Below are 15848 nucleotides of genomic sequence, written 5' to 3'. Positions count from 1 at the left end.
AATTCAATTCAGACGCTGCGCGATGTCATCGGTGCCTATCGCCAACGAACGAACGCCGGACCTGCTCAGTATTTGCAGAAGATGCCAGAACGCGTCGACCTCAGCGGTTCCGAAATCGATGGTCAGTTGCCCGTCGAGCAATTGCGCACTGTGAATGACGTTTCCGACGGTCTCCGATGTTTCACGCTCGCCATCGATATCGAACCAGCCGCGAAACCATTCGTCGAAGAGATCGCCGTCGAGCTCATTTATAGGGAATTTAAAATGAACCTCATCCCACCTGAAAGGTGAGATGAGGACATCCATTCCACCCATCCCGGCGTGAATATCCGGAGAGAATTTCACATAGGAATCGCTGTTGATGAATTGCGGATTTGGCTGTCCGTCATTACTGACGAAATCAACCGCGATGAAATTTCGATAGAAGGAATCGACGTTCGAAAACTTGATTTCGGTCGCATGCGATCCTTGGCTGTTGCGAGCAAGTTCGCCGGCAGCGGCGACGAAATAATCAACATACTTCTGTCTGATGAGACGGACCAATTCCTGAATGTCATCCAGATCCATGGCTCAGTCCTTGCCGCCAAAAAGCTTCTTCAGCATGGCCGCCATCGGGCCGGTTTCGGGCAGCTTGGCCGCCGGCTGCTGCGGCCGCGCCTGGCGGACGTGGCTTTGCGCCTTTGGCGCCTTGGGCGGCGGGCGATCGTCGTCGTCCGTCGGCGTGAGCTTGTCGCGCAGCGCCAGCGTCACGCGGTTCATGAACGAATTGTCGTCGCCCTTGGCAAGCAATCCGGCACCATCGGCGATTGCGTCGAGCAGCACGTCCAGCCATTCGCGGTCGCCCTTGGCGAAATCGCCAAGCACATGGCCGTGCACCATTTCCTTGACGCCGGGATGGCCGACGCCGATGCGCACACGGCGAAAATCCTTGCCGACGTGCTGGTCGAGCGAGCGGATGCCGTTGTGGCCGCCGGAACCGCCACCGACCTTGACCCGCACCTTGCCGGCGGCAAGGTCGATCTCGTCATAAAAGGCAGTCAGCGCCGAAGGGCCGAGCTTGTAGAAGCGCAAGGCTTCGCCGACCGACTGGCCGGACAGGTTCATGAAGGTCTGCGGCTTGATCAGGATCACCTTTTCGCCGGCAAGCGTGCCTTCGGCGATCAGACCCTGGAATTTCTTCGACCAGGGCGAAAAGGAATGGCGGCGGGCGATCGCGTCCGCCGCCATGAAGCCGACATTGTGCCGGTTGTTGGCGTATTTCGCGCCCGGATTGCCGAGGCCTGCAAAGACAAGCATCGTCGCCTCCGGGCGGGAAGGGGTTACTTCTCTTCGGCGGCAGGGGCCGCTTCGGGCTCAGCCGCTTCAGTCGTCTCTTCCGCGGCCTCCGGCTTCATCGCCGAGGAGCCGGCAATGGTCGCGATGGTGAAGTCGCGGTCGGAGATCACCGGCTTGACGCCGGCCGGCAAGGTGATGGCCGAAATGTGGATCGAATCGCCGATATCGGTACCGGTGAGATCGATGGTGATGAAATCCGGGATCGCATTGGCCGGGCAGTGGAACTCGACCTCGTGGCGCACGATGTTGAGCACGCCGCCGCGCTTGATACCGGGCGACTTGTCTTCATTGATGAAGTGCACGGGCACGTCGACATTGACTTCGGTATCCTTGCCGATGCGCAGGAAATCGACATGGACAGGGAAATCCTTGACCGGGTCGAGCTGGAAATCCTTGGGCAGAACCTGGATCTTGTTGCCGTCGACATCGATCGTGGCGACCGTGGTCAGAAACCCGCCGCCATGGATCTTGTAGTAGATGTCCTTATAGGTCAGCGCAATCGCCAGGGGAGGCTGCTTGTCGCCGTAAATCACTGCAGGCACTTTACCGTTGCGGCGAACTGCACGGGCGGACCCCTTACCGACCTGTTCGCGCGCTTCGGCCTTGAGCTCGTAAGTATCGTGGCTCATGGCATTTCCTTTCGCGTTGTTCTGGAGCGCTCACGGTCAGCGTGGCTGGGCCGTAAACGTCGAAAGCCGCCGGGCCTGCATATCCGAAAGCCGGCAGCCGCATAAGCAAGCGGACCTTTGTTCGGGATCACAAGGGAAGGCAGCCTTCCGCCGCGTTGCCTCCAAGGGTGTCTACGCGGGTGGCGGCTCTATAGCCGAAGGCGGGAAAGGGTGCAAGTCATGGCAGGCGACAGGTCTACAAGGGTTTCCCCCATAGCATGGCGACCACCCATGCCGATGTTATAAACACCGACATGCTGGCCTTCTTCAGGGCGTAAGGCCTTTCAGAACGTAACAAAAAACCCGCCATCTGCGGGTGATCTCGTGTCAGGTCGTGCCGATGTCAGGCGATGCTCAAGCCGCCATCGATCAGCATTTCCGCACCGACCATGAACGGGCATTCGTCCGAAGCAAGAAAAACCACCGCGTTGGCAATTTCCTCGGCGGTTCCGAAACGACGGGCAGGCACCAGGCCGACCACAGCTTTCGCACGCGCCTTCGCCGCTTCGGGGTCCAGCCCAAGTTTGTCGTTGAGCGGAGTGTCGATCGGACCCGGGCTGATCACATTGGCGCGAATACCGCGTTCTATCAGTTCGCCCGAGAGCGTCCGGGCGAGCGAAATCATGCCGGCCTTGGCCAGCGCATAGACGTGCGTTCCAGCCATTCCCATATGCGCGTTGACCGAGCCGCTGAGGATGATCGACGACGGGTTCGAAAACAGCGGAACGAGCGCCTTGACCAGGAAGTACGGCCCCTTGAGGTCGACGTCGATGCTCCTGTCAAACGCGGCCTCGGTCCAGTCGCCAAGCGGGCGCAGGTCGGCGATACCGGCATTGAGGAAGAGAGCGTCGAGCTTGCCGAAGGTTTCCTCGATCCGCCGCGCTATGTCGTTCTGGGCAGCAGCATCTCCGGCGTCGGCGGCAATGACAAGCACATCACTGCCGAGGATGGTGCGCGCCTCCTCGAGACGGCTCGCATTTGTTCCGGTGATAGCGACGCGCGCACCTTCCTCGATGAAACGTCGCGCCGTCACCAGGCCGATGCCGCTGGTGCCGCCGGTAATCAATGCGGCCTTGCCTTTTAGTCTGGACATAAGCGAATTGCCTTTCCTGGCGCGGAGCGCTGCGCAGCATCAGGGTTGAGCCCGGTATGTTCAACTTGAAGGCGTTGCTGACCAAAATTTTGCCTTCAGGGGTGACCCTCTCTAACAGGCTTTTCACCCGGCGTATGATGAAAGAATCATCGAGGGCGCGGCAACTGTCGCGCACTCGTATCAATTCCGAAAGATGAACTGATTTTTAGCTGGCCGCCGCCTCCATCTTCCTCGCTTCCTTCATGTTAGGCAGGAGGACCGTCAGTAGCCCGAGCAGCGGCAAATACGAGCAGACCTGGAAGACGAAATCGATGCCTTTCATGTCGGCGACGACGCCAAGCACGGCGGCGGCGATGCCGCCCATGCCGAAGGCGAAGCCGAAGAAGATGCCGGCGATCATGCCGACGCGGCCGGGCACCAGTTCCTGGGCGAAGACGACGATGTTCGAGAAGGCCGAGGACAGGATCAGGCCGATCAGCACGGTGAGAACCATCGTCCACTCGAAATTGGCATAGGGCAGGGCCAGCGTGAAGGGCAGCACGCCGACGATCGAGAACCAGATCATCGCCTTCTGTCCGTAGCGGTCGCCGAACGGGCCGCCGAGCAGGATGCCCAGGGCCGAGGCGCCGAGGAACAGGAACAGCATGACCTGCGACATCTGCACCGAAACGCCGAATTTATGGATGGCATAGAAGGTGTAGTAGCTGGACAGGCTGGCGATGTAGGCGTTCTTGGTCAATACCAGCAAGGTCAGCACCGCCAGCGCGCCCAGGACCTTGCGGCGCGGGAAGGGCGAGACGAAACCTGCCGCCTTGCGGGTGCCCTGTGCGGCATGCAGGCGGCTGTACCAGCCGCCGACCTGCCAAAGCACGATGATGCCGATCAGCGAGCCCCCGGCGAACCAGGCAATGCTAGTCTGGCCGAAGGGCACGACGATGAAGGCTGCCAGCAGCGGCCCCATCGCCTGGCCGAAATTGCCGCCGACTTGGAACAGCGACTGCGCAAGACCGAACCGGCCACCGGAGGCGAAGCGGGCGATGCGCGAGGATTCCGGGTGGAAGATCGCCGAGCCGATGCCGATCAGCGAGGCGCCGATGAGGAGCAGCGAGTAATGTCCGGCATAGGCCAGCACGACCAGCCCGATCAGCGAAGAAGCCATGCCGTAGGGCAGCGAATAAGGCATCGGCCGCTTGTCGGTAATCATGCCGATCACCGGCTGCAGCAAGGATGCCGTCACCTGGAAGGTGAAAGTCAAAAGGCCGATCTGCCAGAAATCGAGACCGTAATTGTCCTTCAGCAGCGGATAGATCGCCGACAGCAGCGACTGCATGATGTCGTTGATGCAATGGCAGAAGCTCACCGCCAGGATGACGGTGAAGGCCGTCGCCTGAGCTGAAATGTGGCTGGCCGCTGCCGGCTTGGCGTCGGCGGTTGCTGTGGTATCGGTCAAGGCAGGCTCCGTGGTCTTTTTGGCGGGCGCTCCCGCAGGCGGTCTTATAGGCCGCAGCCTTATACGTTGCTTGTCACGCGACTTCTTTCGTGGTTTGGTCCAATAGTTTCGCAAGTGGGCCATAGCTGATGCCGCATGGCAGGGAAATGTTCAGAGCGGGCGACACCGATCTCGGGCTGTTGCATGAGCGTCGCTGGCAATGGCTGGAGCAGGCCGTAGGGCCGGCAGTGGCGCTGCCGACCGAATATCCGGACGGCTACCATGTGCCACGGCACCATCATAGCCGCAGCCAGTTGCTGCACGCGCTGGTCGGTGTCGTGCTGGTGACGACGCGGCATGGGCGCTGGATGGTGCCTCCGGACCACGCGATGTGGATCCCCGCCGGCACCGAACATTCCGTCGAGATGCTGGGCGACGTCAGCATGCGGTCCGTCTATGTGATGCCGGAGGCCATTCCCGGCCTGCCGGACGGGTTGCGTGTCGTCGGCATCACCGACCTGATGCACAGCCTGATCGTGGAATCGGAAAACCTGCCGCAAGGCGCCGAGCTGGAGGGGCGGGGCGGACTGATCATGAAGCTCCTGCTGCACGAAATCCCGAACCTGCCGGAACGGCCGCTCGGCCTTCCGTTCCCGTCCGATGCAAGGCTGGCGACGCTATGCCGGCGCTTCGTCTCGGCACCGTCACCGCATGCGACGATCGACGAGTGGGCCGCTATCGTTGGCATGAGCCGCCGCTCTTTCACCCGCGCGTTCCACCGCCAGACCGGATTGTCGCTGTCGACCTGGCGTCAGCAGGCCTGTCTGTTCGCGGCGCTGCCACGGCTGGCCGACGGCGAGCCGATCACGAGGGTGGCGCTCGATCTCGGCTATGACAGCGTGCCGGCGTTCATCACCATGTTCAAGCGCATGCTGGGAGCCTCGCCACGCGGTTACATGCGGGGCGCCCGTGATGCTGGCGAAGGTGTGCGGCGAATAAGCGGTCCGGCTCGGCCTGAGTCGCAGCCCTGAAGGGCGTCGCGTTCGACCGGCCTCATGCGACGCGCTTTGGGTTCTTGCTTTTATGCATGTCGTTATCGCAAAACCGCTGCACTTTGCGCGACACGCATTAATCGAACAGGCTCGACACCGATTCCTCGGTCGCCGTGCGCGAGATCGCCTCGCCCATCAATTCGGCGATGGAGATGACGCGGATATTGGCGGCGTCCAGCACTGCCTGGGTCGGCTGGATGGAATCGGTGATGACCAGTTCCTGCAGTTTCGAGGCGCCGATGCGGGCGATGGCGCCGCCGGACAAAACGCCATGGGTAGTATAGGCAGTGACACTGGTGGCGCCGTCGGCAAGCAGCGCATCGGCCGCATTGCACAGCGTGCCGCCCGAATCGATGATGTCGTCGATCAACAGGCAATCCTTGCCGCGCACGTCACCGATGACGTTCATGACTTCCGATTCGCCGGGGCGCTCGCGGCGCTTGTCGACGATGGCAAGCTGGGCGTCGATGCGCTTGGCGAGCGCGCGGGCGCGGACCACGCCGCCGACATCCGGCGACACCACCATGACGTTGGCAAGCTGCTTGTATTTCGCCTTTACGTCGCGGGCCATGACCGGCACGGAAAACAGATTGTCGGTCGGGATGTCGAAGAAGCCTTGAATCTGGCCGGCATGGAGATCCAGGGTCAGCACCCGGTTGACGCCCGCCCTCGTGATCATGTTGGCGACCAGCTTGGCCGAGATCGGTGTGCGGCCCGAGGCACGGCGATCCTGCCTGGCATAGCCGAAATAAGGAATAACCGCAGTGATGCGCTTGGCCGAAGAGCGCATGAAGGCATCGATCATGATGAGCAGTTCCATCAGATGATCGTTGGTCGGGAACGAGGTGGACTGCAGGATGAAGACGTCCTCGCCGCGCACATTCTCCTGGATCTCGACGAAGATTTCCTGGTCGGCGAAGCGCCTGACGCTGGCCTTGCCCAGCGGAATGTTGAGGTAGCGGGCGACTGATTCGGCCAGCACCCTGTTGGAATTGCCCGCGAAGAGCTTCATGCACCGTTCCTGGCGAAGGATTGAGAGACTCCGATAGCACTCCAGCCTCTTAGTCGGGCTTTTAGCGGCCCGCGCCGGTATTGCAAGCGTCGTGAACGGGAATCCGCCGGCTAATCTCAATAAACGCTTACGGCTTGACGATGCGGCGATAGGTCCACTTCGATGCCGACGGAATCGGGATAGCTCTATCTTTCAGTCTGAGTATGATCTTTTCCGAAAACCGGATTTCACTTTCGGAATTATGCTCCAGGTCAGCCGGCGCCGCCGCCAAGCCAGGTGGCGAACTGGTCGATTGTCTGGTCGGCAATTGCCTGCATGGTCGCCGGGGCGACCGCCGTCCAGCCTTCGCCGCCGCCAACAGACGGCGCCTTCTGCTGGCCGTTGATGCGATGCAGCCGGTTGCCGGCCGGGTCATAGATGTCCCAGACATAGATGACGGTAGTGTCCTTGCCTTCCGTCATGGTCGAGAAATAGCCCTTGAGCACATGTGTTGGGGTCTGGTCGGTGCTGCCGGCCAAGGTGATGCCGCGCTGCCTGGCGCGTGTCTGAAGCTCGGCGGTCAGCGGTGTCGCGGCTTCTACCGAGGCGCCGACGATCGGCGCCACCTGCAGCCGGGTCCGCGCAATGGCAGCCGCGCTTTGGGCGGGCGGCACGGCTGCTGCAGCGGAAGGCTGCGCTGTATCTGCAGTTTGCGCAGTGCCGGCAGGCTGAGCCGGAGTTGCGGGGGGCGTCGCGGCACCTCCGGCTCCGGAGAGCGATTGCGTCGATTGCGGGGCAATGGCCGAGGGTTCGAGAACGTCCTTCGCATTGGTGCAGGCCGCCAGTGCCAGCGCCACGAGCAATGACACGGTCGTCACATGCGATCGTCTCATTAGCCTGAAAACTCCTTGGCGACGAACGCCCCTCACACTCTTTCCATTATGGATTCACTGCACGATCAAGTCGAGATCATGGCGGGACAGCGGCTTCGGCTGGGATTCGGTGGTCAGATAGGTGCGGCCAAGCGTCATCGCGGTTTCGGTTTCGGAGTCCATGATGATCATATGGGCGAACAGCGTCATGTTCGGCGCAATCGGTTCGGGATTACCCTGATAGAACATCGGCATATCCATCCAGGAAGGGGTGAAGCGGGCGCCGAGCGAATATCCGCAGGCATTGAGCCGGTGCTTGGTCAAATTGTGGGCTTCGAGGGTGCGGGCATGGGCGTCGAACACGTCGCCGAACGTATTACCGGGCGTCATCGCCTTCTCGACTGCAAGTAGCGCGGCGCGGGCGGCATCGAACAATTCCTGGTGGCGTTTCGATACCTTGCCGGTCAACACCGTGCGCATCATTGCCGCATGGTAGTGGTGGAAGACACCGGCCCATTCGAGCGTCAGCTGGTCGTTCTTGGTGAGCTTGCGGCGACCGGCCTTGTAGCGGCAAAGCAGGGCGTCGACTCCGGAGCCGATGATGAACTCGTTGGCCGGATAATCGCCGCCGCCGGCAAAGATCGCACCTTGCATGGCGGCGAGGATCAGCGCCTCATCGCCGCCCTGCTTGATCAGCGGCAGTGCTGCGTCCAGCGCGTCGTCGGCCAGATTTGCGGCTTTTTCCGCCTTGGCGATTTCTGCCGGGCTCTTGAACAGCCGTAGCCGGCTGACAATGCCGGAGGCATCCGCGATCTGCCCGAAGGTCTGCAACTGCTCGTCGAGGCGCCGGCCATTATAGGCGGTCAGGCCGTGGGTGTCGTATTCGACGCCGATCCGGGCGCCGAGCAGGTCAAGCTCATTGAGCAGATTGCGCAGATCTACCGCCGGATTGGCGCCGTTGCGGTCCGTCCACAAAACGATGTTGTCGATGATCGAGGTGTGGCGCGCCTGGCGCAAGTCGGCCGAACGCGTCAGCAGCACCATCGAGCCGTCGGCCTTGACCACCAGGCACTGGAAAAAGCAGAAGCCGAAGGTGTCGTAGCCGGTTAGCCAATACATGCTTTCCTGGGCAAACAGCAGGACGGCGTCGAGCTTCTTTTCGGCGATCTCGATCATCAGTCGATCGCGCCGCGCGTCGAATTCCGAGCGTTCGAAATGCAGCGCCATCAGTCAGCCTCCAAAACGATTGCCGAAACCTGTCGCCCGTAGTCGGGCTCGTTGCGATGCGTGCTGCGCCGATAGGAGTAGAAAAGCTCTTCCTCGGCATAGGTGCAGCGGCCAAGTCCTTCGGCGTTGACGCCAGCCTTGGTCAGCCGGTCGACCGTGTAGCGGTTGAGATCGAACATCGCATGTCCGGCATTTGCGGAGGGCGCGAAATAGCGAGCATTGCCGGCATCGGCGTCGACGAAACGGGCGACGAATTCCGGTCCGACTTCGTAATTCCGTCGGCCGATCGAAGGACCGAGCACTGCGACGATGCGGTCGCGCCTGGCGCCGAGGCTTTCCATTGCCGCGATGGTGTTTTCCAGCACTCCGGTGAAAGCGCCTTTCCAGCCGGCATGGGCGGCGCCGATAATACGCGCCTCGGCGTCGGCGAAGAGGACCGGTCCGCAGTCGGCGGTCGAGGCACCGACGGCAATGCCCGGCCGGTCGGTGACAATGGCGTCGGCCTTGGGCCGCTCGCCGGCAAAAGGCTCCCTGGCAATGACGACGTCCGGCGAATGAACCTGGTGAGCGGTCAGCAGATGGTTTGCAGGCACGCCCATCCATTCGGCGACCCGGCGGCGATTCTCGCGCACCAGCGTCTGGTCGTCGTTCGAGCCGGTGCCGATGTTGAGGCCCCGGTAGATGCCGCTGGAAATGCCGCCGACTCGCGTGAAGTAGCCGTGGCGGATGCCTTGCGCCGTTTCCAGCAAGGGCGACCGAACGGGATCCGGTTTGGTCTGATTCAGCATGGCGGCTTTGTTGTCCGTATGGGCGATTTCGTCAAGCGAGTTGAAGGGGCGCAGTTGAAGGCTGGTCAGTTGAAGGCTGGCGCAGTTGATGTCGGGCGCTAGTCGGAGACGGGAGAGTGAGAGAGGCGGCAGCGAAAAGTCAATCCGTGCTTGGAAACGGCGGAACGGCAATGCCGGCAGGGAGGACGGCAAGCACCTTGAAGAGTTCGCCCATGGCCAGCGGGCCGGCGAGGCGCTCGACGTCGGCCGCGATCTTTTCGCGAGCTGCCTCATCGGCATTGGCGCCGAGCCGGCCAGCTCGTTCGAGAAGCCCCATCTTGAGCAGGAATTCACCTTGCGTTGAGAGGTGGGCATCGAGGCTGTGTGCCCGAACGGTTGCCGCGAGGGCAGCGAAATCGACATGGGCTGTGAGATCGGCCTGCCCCGGATTGGCCAGCACGTCCTCATGACCGTGCTTGCGCAAGGCCTGCAAGGTGTCGCCGATCCCGGGCTGGAGGTGACCGTAGTCGAGAAACAGGCCGGCGCCGCCAAATCCGGCAAGTCGCCCGGCGATGGCCGCCATCAGGGCGGCGCGGGCTGGCGCCATCTCGACGATGGCACCTTGCGGCGCATTCTCGGCACCCTCCGGCAGCAGCATCGGGTCAAGCGAGCCGGCGCCGACGAAAAAGCGCAGCCGGTTCGCATCGTCGAGACCGATCATCCGCTCGCGCCAGCCGGCCCCAGCGCGGACGAACTGGCGGATGGGCACCGCGTCAAACAGCTCGTTACCAACAATCAGAAGCGGCCCCTGCGGTAGTGTGTCGACGGCCTCATGCCAGGCGATGGTGGCCGACGTCCCGGCAAGCGTTCGTTTCTGGACCTCGGTCAACCGCAGACTGGTCTCGATCAAGGCGAACGATGCGCTGGCGGTAAGCGTCGGATCGAGCCGCGAAAGCGTGCGCAGCATATCTCTCATCAGCGTGCCGCGGCCGGGGCCTATTTCGGCGATGGCGACCGGCGTCGGCCGGTCGATCGCCAGCCACGCCTGATAGAGCCAGATGGCGACCAGCTCGCCAAACATCTGGCTGACCTCCGGCGCGGTGACGAAGTCGCCGGCGGCGCCGAACGGCTCACGTGTCGTATAATAGCCGTCTTGCGGATCGAACAGGCAGAGCGCCATGTATTCGCTGATGGGGATCGGTCCCACGGCACCGATCAGCTCGGCGATGCGGGTCTTCAGCCGCGTCATGCCGGCTGCGGTTTTGTCACCGGCTTGGCTGTAGCCATCGCCCAGATGCCGGCCAGCACCATCGGCAGTGACAGCACCATTCCCATGGACAGCCAGCTCGTGCCAAGGAGGTAGCCAAGCTGCTGGTCGGGCTCGCGAAAGAATTCGACGAAGATGCGCGAGGCGCCATAGCCGGCGATGAAGGCGCCGCCGACGAAGCGCGGCGTCTTCAGCTTGAGCCGCGAATGGGTGAGGAAGCGCAGGACAAGGAACAACACCAGCCCTTCGAGGAGCGCCTCGTAGATCTGGCTCGGATGGCGTGCAAATGGGCCGCCATTGGGGAATTCGAATGCCCATGGAACGTCGGTCGGCCGGCCCCATAGTTCGGAATTGATGAAGTTTGCCAGGCGAACGAGGCCAAGCCCCACCGGCACGCCGGCGGCAACCACGTCGAACAGCGACCATGTGCGGATGCCACGAGACCGGGAAAACAGCGTCATTGCGAGAATGACGCCGATCAGGCCGCCATGAAACGACATCCCGCCCTGCCAGACGGCGACGATATCGAACGGATTGGCAATGTAGCGCGGCAGGTCGTAGAACAGCACGTAGCCGGTGCGTCCGCCGAGCACCACACCGATGGCTGCCCAGACGATGAAGTCATCGAGGTCGACGGGCTTCATCGGCAGGGTGCCGTCGGGCCACAGTTTTGGGTTGGTGACGAGGCGCTTGGCATACCACCAGGCGAACAGAATGCCGACGATGTAGCCGACGCCGTACCAATGCACCGCCAGCGGTCCGATCCGGACGATGACCGGGTCGATGTTGGGAAAGGGCAGGGCGGCCAGCGGCAGCAAATATTCGCTCAACAGGGTCTCCGGGTTCCCAATCAGGTTCGGGCGCGGACCATGCGGCAGGCTTTTGGCGGGGTCAAGGCAAGCATATGCTTGCATTCCGAATCGTGCGCCACTACGTCAATTCGACCAAGCGAGGATTTGCCATGGCGACCGGACCGAACCGCATTCTCGATGAATTCGCCAAGCTGATGACCGATGCAGCCGGTGCCGCGCAAGGCGTGCGGCGCGAGGTGGAGACCGCCTTCAGGGGCCAGGCCGAGCGCATACTCAACTCCATGGACGTGGTGCAGCGCGAGGAATTCGAGGCCGCTCGCGACATGGCGGCGAAGGCCAGGGAAGAAAACACCCGCCTCGCCGCTCGCATCGAGGCGCTCGAGGCCAGGCTTGCCGAATTGACCGGTCAACCAGCGCCTGCGGCTGCGGCAAAGCCGCGTGCAAAAAAATAACAAGAAATAAATCGTTAAACTTTTCCACAAAGCCGGATCGCAAAAAGCGCTTTGTCGTGAATCGCTTACCGGTACTGCGTGAATCTTTGTGACAGCGCCTTTCCACATGCGAATGACGCAGTGCGAAAAATTTGGCTGGTCACGCGACTCCCGATCAATAGACTGAATTTGTTGCATGATTCGGAGCAGGGTCATGCGCCGGGCGGTGGGGTCCGGTCCGGGGTCTTTGCGTTGACGAAGTCCTGGCCGTCCGAGTTCTAGGCAGAATTGTTCGAGTGTGCCTCTCCCGCGGAGCGTGTGGTGGCGCTCCCAGAACGACAGGAAGCATTTCATGGAACTTCTCGAACTCGAATTCTCCCGCGAAATCCATCCGGTGGATGTTATCGAGCAGGTGGCGCACAACAACGATTGGTCCTTCGAGCGGGCCGGCGACGACGAGATCTCGATCTCTGTTGCCGGAAGCTGGACCGACTACCACGTTTCATTCTCCTGGATGGAGGACTATGAGGCGCTGCACCTGGCCTGCGCCTTCGACATCAAGGTCCCGGAGGCGCGTGCGCTCGAGGTGATGCGGCTGCTTTCGCTGATCAACGAGCAGATGCTATTTGGCCATTTCGACCTCTGGGAGCAGGAAGGCGCCATCATGTTCCGCCAGTCGCTGCTGCTGGCCGGTGGGGTCGAGCCGTCGAGCCAGCAGGTCGAGGTGCTGCTGTCGTCGGCGCTGGAGGCCTGCGAATGCTATTTCCAGGCGTTCCAGTTCGTCGTCTGGTCAGGAACTTCGGCCAAGGATGCGTTGGCCGGCGTGCTGTTCGAAACCTACGGAAACGCCTGACCGTCGATGGTTTCGAGCAACGCGCGAAAACCCGAGATCAGCTTTGCCGATTTCGACCGCATCGACATCCGCGCCGGCACGATCGTCGAGGCCGAGCCTTTTCCCGAGGCGCGCAAGCCGGCGATCAAATTGAAAATCGATTTCGGTCCCGTGATCGGGGTGAAGAAATCCTCGGCCCAGATCACGAAATATTATACGCCCGAAACCCTGATCGGCCGGCAGGTGTTCGCTGTGGTCAATTTCCCGCCGCGTCAGATCGGGCCATTCATGTCGGAAGTGCTGACGCTCGGCTTTCCCGATGAAGAGGGCGCGGTGGTGCTTGGCGCGATCGAGCGCAAGGTGCCGGACGGAGGCAGATTGTTCTAGCTGCGCTGTTGCTCACGCAGCCAGTTTACGCCTGGTACCCAGCGCCTCTTCGACCGTTTCCATGAACATTTCCGCGCAGGCCTTCCAGCTGTAGCGCATCGCGCGTTGCCGCGCCTCGGCGCGGTCGATGTGAAGGGCGGCGAGCGCTGCTTGCCGCAGGTCGTCCGATACCGCGCCGCCGATGCCGTCGCCGACGATGTCGATCGGTCCGGTGACGGGATAGGCTGCGACCGGCGTGCCGCTGGCCAGCGCCTCGATGATGACGTTGCCGAACGTGTCGGTACGGCTGGGGAAGACGAAAACATCGGCCGAGGCGTAGATCTCGGCTAGTTCGTCGTTCGGACGATGGCCGAGGAAATGGGCATCGGGATATCTGACCTTCAGCTTCGCCAATTCCGGCCCTTCGCCTACGACCAACTTGCTGCCGGGCAGGTCGAGGTCGAGGAAGGCCGGCAGGTTCTTTTCGATCGCGACGCGGCCGACGCAGAGGAAGATCGGTCCGGGAAATCCCAGGTCCTTTCTTTTGTCCGGCCGAAAATGATCGGTGTCGACGCCGCGCGTCCACGGCCGGAGCTTGGTGAAGCCGCGCGCCGCAAGATCGTCGGCAAGCGACTGGGTGGCAACCAGCGTGCCCTGTCCTGAATTGTGGAAATCACGCAGCCAGCGATAGGCCCATGCTTCAGGCACCGGCAGGCGCGCGCTCAGATATTCCGGAAAACGTGTGTGATAGCTGGTCGTGAACGGGCGGCCGGCGTTGCGGCAGTAGCGCCGGGCCATAATGCCGAGCGGTCCTTCGGTGACGATATGGATGTGGTCCACCTTGCGTGCCTCGATCAGCTGCGCCACGCGGTGCGGCGTCGTCAGCGCCAGCCTGATATCGGGATAGGTCGGCAGAGGCAGGGTGCGAAAGATATTCGGCGTCAGGAAGTCCGTCTCGATATCGAAGGATTTCAGGGTCTCCGAGAGGCGCTCCAGCGTGTGGACGACGCCGTTGACTTGCGGGCGCCAGGCGTCGGTGACCATCAGGATGCGCATGGCGGTCCCTTGGCGGCAAGCTTCATTGCCTCGCCGCGACGCCTGAGCGGCGACCACGCCGCAGCTCTGGCGTCGCACCAGCGCACCCGGGCAGGTGCGGGGTCGAAATGAGGCCGCAGGGCCGAATCAATCAGGATTGCGCGCTTCATTGGCGCTCTTCACCATGGTTTCATGACGGGCCGATGAAGGCCGGGTGTCGCTGCTGTCAAGCGGGGACCTTGATCACCGCCCGAAGGCCGCCGAGCGGGCTGCGTTCGAGGACGATGTCGCCGCCATGGCTGCGGGCAATGTCACGTGCGATGGAGAGGCCAAGGCCGGTGCCGCTGGCGTCGAGGTTGCGGGCCTCGTCCAGCCGCACGAACGGCTTGAATACATCCTCCCGCTTTTCGGGCGGAATGCCCGGGCCGTCATCGTCGATGGTGACGAGCAGCGAACCGCGACCATGATTGGCATTGATCTCCACCGTCTTGGCATAGCGGAATGCATTGCCGACGACGTTGGACAGCAGCCGGGCAAAGGCATTGGGGCGCACATGCACATGCGGATCGCCGACAAGCACGGTCGATAGCTTGCGCTTGCGCAGCGCGGCCTCCTCGCGAAGCTTGTCGAAGAAGGCTTCGAGATCGAACTGGCCGGCGTCTTCCGAAGCTTCGCCGCGTGCAAAGGCAAGGTAGCCTTCCAGCATCGACTGCATGTCGTCGATGTCCTGGTCGAGTGCCTGGGTATCGGCCGCCTTGGTCCCGGCAAGCGCCAATTGCAGTTTGAAGCGGGTGAGGATGGTCCTCAGATCGTGGCTGACGCCGCTCAGCATGGCGGTACGCTGCTCGAGCTGGCGTTCGATGCGTTCGCGCATCTGTATGAAGGCAAAGCCGGCGCGGCGGACTTCCTCGGCTCCGCGCGGGCGAAAATCGCGCGGCATCGGCCGGCCCTTGCCGAAGCTCTCGGCCGCCTCGGCCAGCGTCAGAATCGGCCGGATCTGGTTGCGCAGGAAGGGAATGGCGATCATCAGCAGCACCAGCGAGGTGCCGACCATCCAGATCAGGAAAATATGGGTGTTCGATGCATAGGCCTGGCTGCGGCGCACGAAGACGCGCAGCACCTTGTTCTCGAGCTGGACGCGGACCTCGACGATATTGGAATTGCCGACCGTATCGATCCAGAACGGACGGTTGATCTGGCGGGTGATCTCGGACGAAAGGATCTCGTCGAGGATCGAGAAGAACGGCTTTGGCCCGGGAGGCGGCAGCGGGTCGGGCGGTAGGAGGTCGACTTTCAGCTGCATGCGATCCTGGGCGATGCGGATGACGTTGGCGTAGTCGGCGTCGTGAGGATAGGTCTCTATCAGGTCGATGATGGCGGCGATGTCGCGCACCGTGGCCTGCGACAGGCGCTGCGTCACGGTCTGCCAGTGGCGCTCCATGAAGACAAAGGCGACGACCGACTGCAGCATGATCATCGGCGCGATGACGATGATCAGCGAGCGGGCATAGAGCCGCTTCGGCATGTAAAGCGACACCAGGCGCCAGAAACGGTTCCAGGCGCGCGGCACGGCCTTGAGCGCCCGCGTCGCACGAGCGCTCAAGCCGCCATCTCCCGGCCGTTCGAGTTGCGTGGTCGCCATTCGTCTTTCGCTCACCGGCGGCCCGGCAA

Annotated in this window: 17 protein-coding genes and 1 pseudogene; 5 read left to right on the top strand and 13 right to left on the bottom strand. The window is 62.3% G+C overall.

Annotation, left to right across the window (positions count from 1 at the left end):
- Nucleotides 1-3: 3 nt before the first annotated feature.
- From NKJ23_RS15420 to NKJ23_RS15410, 3 genes are read right to left on the bottom strand one after another with little or no spacing between them, the layout of a single operon-like run.
- Nucleotides 4-567 (bottom strand): hypothetical protein, encoded by a 564-nt coding sequence (locus tag NKJ23_RS15420; RefSeq protein WP_352645069.1) that lies wholly within the window; start codon nucleotides 565-567, stop codon nucleotides 4-6.
- Nucleotides 568-570: 3 nt separating this feature from the next.
- Complete coding sequence (gene pth, locus NKJ23_RS15415; protein ID WP_352680842.1) at nucleotides 571-1296, bottom strand: aminoacyl-tRNA hydrolase; 726 nt, start codon at nucleotides 1294-1296, stop codon at nucleotides 571-573.
- 23 nt (nucleotides 1297-1319) lie between these two features.
- Nucleotides 1320-1964: a 50S ribosomal protein L25/general stress protein Ctc gene (locus tag NKJ23_RS15410; protein WP_023678438.1), complete on the bottom strand. Its 645-nt coding sequence runs from the start codon at nucleotides 1962-1964 to the stop codon at nucleotides 1320-1322.
- 221 nt (nucleotides 1965-2185) lie between these two features.
- Here NKJ23_RS15410 and NKJ23_RS15405 point away from each other — a divergent pair.
- Nucleotides 2186-2281: pseudogene (locus tag NKJ23_RS15405) on the top strand (alpha/beta fold hydrolase); the annotation flags it as partial.
- Between the two features lie 65 nt (nucleotides 2282-2346).
- Here NKJ23_RS15405 and NKJ23_RS15400 read toward each other — a convergent pair.
- Complete coding sequence (locus tag NKJ23_RS15400; protein ID WP_352456918.1) at nucleotides 2347-3096, bottom strand: SDR family oxidoreductase; 750 nt, start codon at nucleotides 3094-3096, stop codon at nucleotides 2347-2349.
- A gap of 205 nt (nucleotides 3097-3301) precedes the next feature.
- On the bottom strand, nucleotides 3302-4546 hold the full coding sequence (locus NKJ23_RS15395) for an MFS transporter (RefSeq protein WP_352680840.1): 1245 nt from the start codon (nucleotides 4544-4546) through the stop codon (nucleotides 3302-3304).
- 128 nt (nucleotides 4547-4674) lie between these two features.
- Between NKJ23_RS15395 and NKJ23_RS15390 the strand changes: the two genes are divergently transcribed.
- Nucleotides 4675-5556 carry an AraC family transcriptional regulator gene (locus tag NKJ23_RS15390; RefSeq protein WP_352680838.1) on the top strand — a complete coding sequence of 294 codons (882 nt, stop codon included), beginning with the start codon at nucleotides 4675-4677 and terminating at the stop codon, nucleotides 5554-5556.
- A gap of 97 nt (nucleotides 5557-5653) precedes the next feature.
- Here the strand turns inward: NKJ23_RS15390 and NKJ23_RS15385 are convergent, their stop codons facing one another.
- The 6 genes from NKJ23_RS15385 to lgt all read right to left on the bottom strand — a co-directional run bounded on the left by NKJ23_RS15385 (nucleotide 5654) and on the right by lgt (nucleotide 11531).
- Nucleotides 5654-6589: a ribose-phosphate pyrophosphokinase gene (locus NKJ23_RS15385; RefSeq protein ID WP_023678427.1), complete on the bottom strand. Its 936-nt coding sequence runs from the start codon at nucleotides 6587-6589 to the stop codon at nucleotides 5654-5656.
- Nucleotides 6590-6840: 251 nt separating this feature from the next.
- A complete protein-coding gene (locus NKJ23_RS15380) occupies nucleotides 6841-7461 on the bottom strand; it encodes a hypothetical protein (RefSeq protein ID WP_352680836.1) in 621 nt (206 codons plus the stop codon).
- A 54-nt stretch (nucleotides 7462-7515) separates the two neighbouring features.
- On the bottom strand, nucleotides 7516-8667 hold the full coding sequence (locus NKJ23_RS15375) for a M24 family metallopeptidase (RefSeq protein ID WP_023678425.1): 1152 nt from the start codon (nucleotides 8665-8667) through the stop codon (nucleotides 7516-7518).
- The gene (pgeF, locus tag NKJ23_RS15370; protein WP_352680834.1) at nucleotides 8667-9455 is read right to left on the bottom strand and encodes a peptidoglycan editing factor PgeF; all 789 of its coding nucleotides are present in this window, start codon (nucleotides 9453-9455) and stop codon (nucleotides 8667-8669) included. The genes NKJ23_RS15375 and pgeF overlap by 1 nt, the downstream gene beginning before the upstream one ends.
- A 139-nt stretch (nucleotides 9456-9594) precedes the next feature.
- Nucleotides 9595-10683 (bottom strand): class I SAM-dependent methyltransferase, encoded by a 1089-nt coding sequence (locus tag NKJ23_RS15365; protein WP_352680832.1) that lies wholly within the window; start codon nucleotides 10681-10683, stop codon nucleotides 9595-9597.
- Complete coding sequence (lgt, locus tag NKJ23_RS15360) at nucleotides 10680-11531, bottom strand: prolipoprotein diacylglyceryl transferase (protein WP_352680831.1); 852 nt, start codon at nucleotides 11529-11531, stop codon at nucleotides 10680-10682. The genes NKJ23_RS15365 and lgt overlap by 4 nt, the downstream gene beginning before the upstream one ends.
- A gap of 131 nt (nucleotides 11532-11662) precedes the next feature.
- Here lgt and NKJ23_RS15355 point away from each other — a divergent pair, with 131 nt between their 5' ends.
- The 3 genes from NKJ23_RS15355 (at nucleotide 11663) to NKJ23_RS15345 (ending at nucleotide 13163) form a co-directional block, all read left to right on the top strand.
- On the top strand, nucleotides 11663-11965 hold the full coding sequence (locus tag NKJ23_RS15355; RefSeq protein ID WP_352681125.1) for an accessory factor UbiK family protein: 303 nt from the start codon (nucleotides 11663-11665) through the stop codon (nucleotides 11963-11965).
- 331 nt (nucleotides 11966-12296) lie between these two features.
- Nucleotides 12297-12797 (top strand): type III secretion system chaperone family protein, encoded by a 501-nt coding sequence (locus NKJ23_RS15350; protein ID WP_023678420.1) that lies wholly within the window; start codon nucleotides 12297-12299, stop codon nucleotides 12795-12797.
- A 6-nt stretch (nucleotides 12798-12803) separates the two neighbouring features.
- On the top strand, nucleotides 12804-13163 hold the full coding sequence (locus NKJ23_RS15345) for a tRNA-binding protein (RefSeq protein ID WP_023678419.1): 360 nt from the start codon (nucleotides 12804-12806) through the stop codon (nucleotides 13161-13163).
- Nucleotides 13164-13175: 12 nt separating this feature from the next.
- Here the strand turns inward: NKJ23_RS15345 and NKJ23_RS15340 are convergent, their stop codons facing one another.
- Together NKJ23_RS15340 and NKJ23_RS15335 are read right to left on the bottom strand one after the other, a co-directional pair.
- Entirely contained in the window at nucleotides 13176-14198 is a 1023-nt protein-coding gene (locus NKJ23_RS15340; RefSeq protein ID WP_352680828.1) for a glycosyltransferase family 4 protein, read from the bottom strand.
- A 205-nt stretch (nucleotides 14199-14403) separates the two neighbouring features.
- The gene (locus tag NKJ23_RS15335) at nucleotides 14404-15819 is read right to left on the bottom strand and encodes an ATP-binding protein (protein ID WP_023678416.1); all 1416 of its coding nucleotides are present in this window, start codon (nucleotides 15817-15819) and stop codon (nucleotides 14404-14406) included.
- Between the last annotated feature and the right edge of the window lie 29 nt (nucleotides 15820-15848).

It is taken from the genome of Mesorhizobium sp. M0184 (assembly GCF_040322215.1).
In the GTDB taxonomy this organism is placed as follows: domain Bacteria; phylum Pseudomonadota; class Alphaproteobacteria; order Rhizobiales; family Rhizobiaceae; genus Mesorhizobium.
Note: the sequence above shows the minus strand (reverse complement) of the source record. Positions and strands in the feature narration are given on the sequence as shown.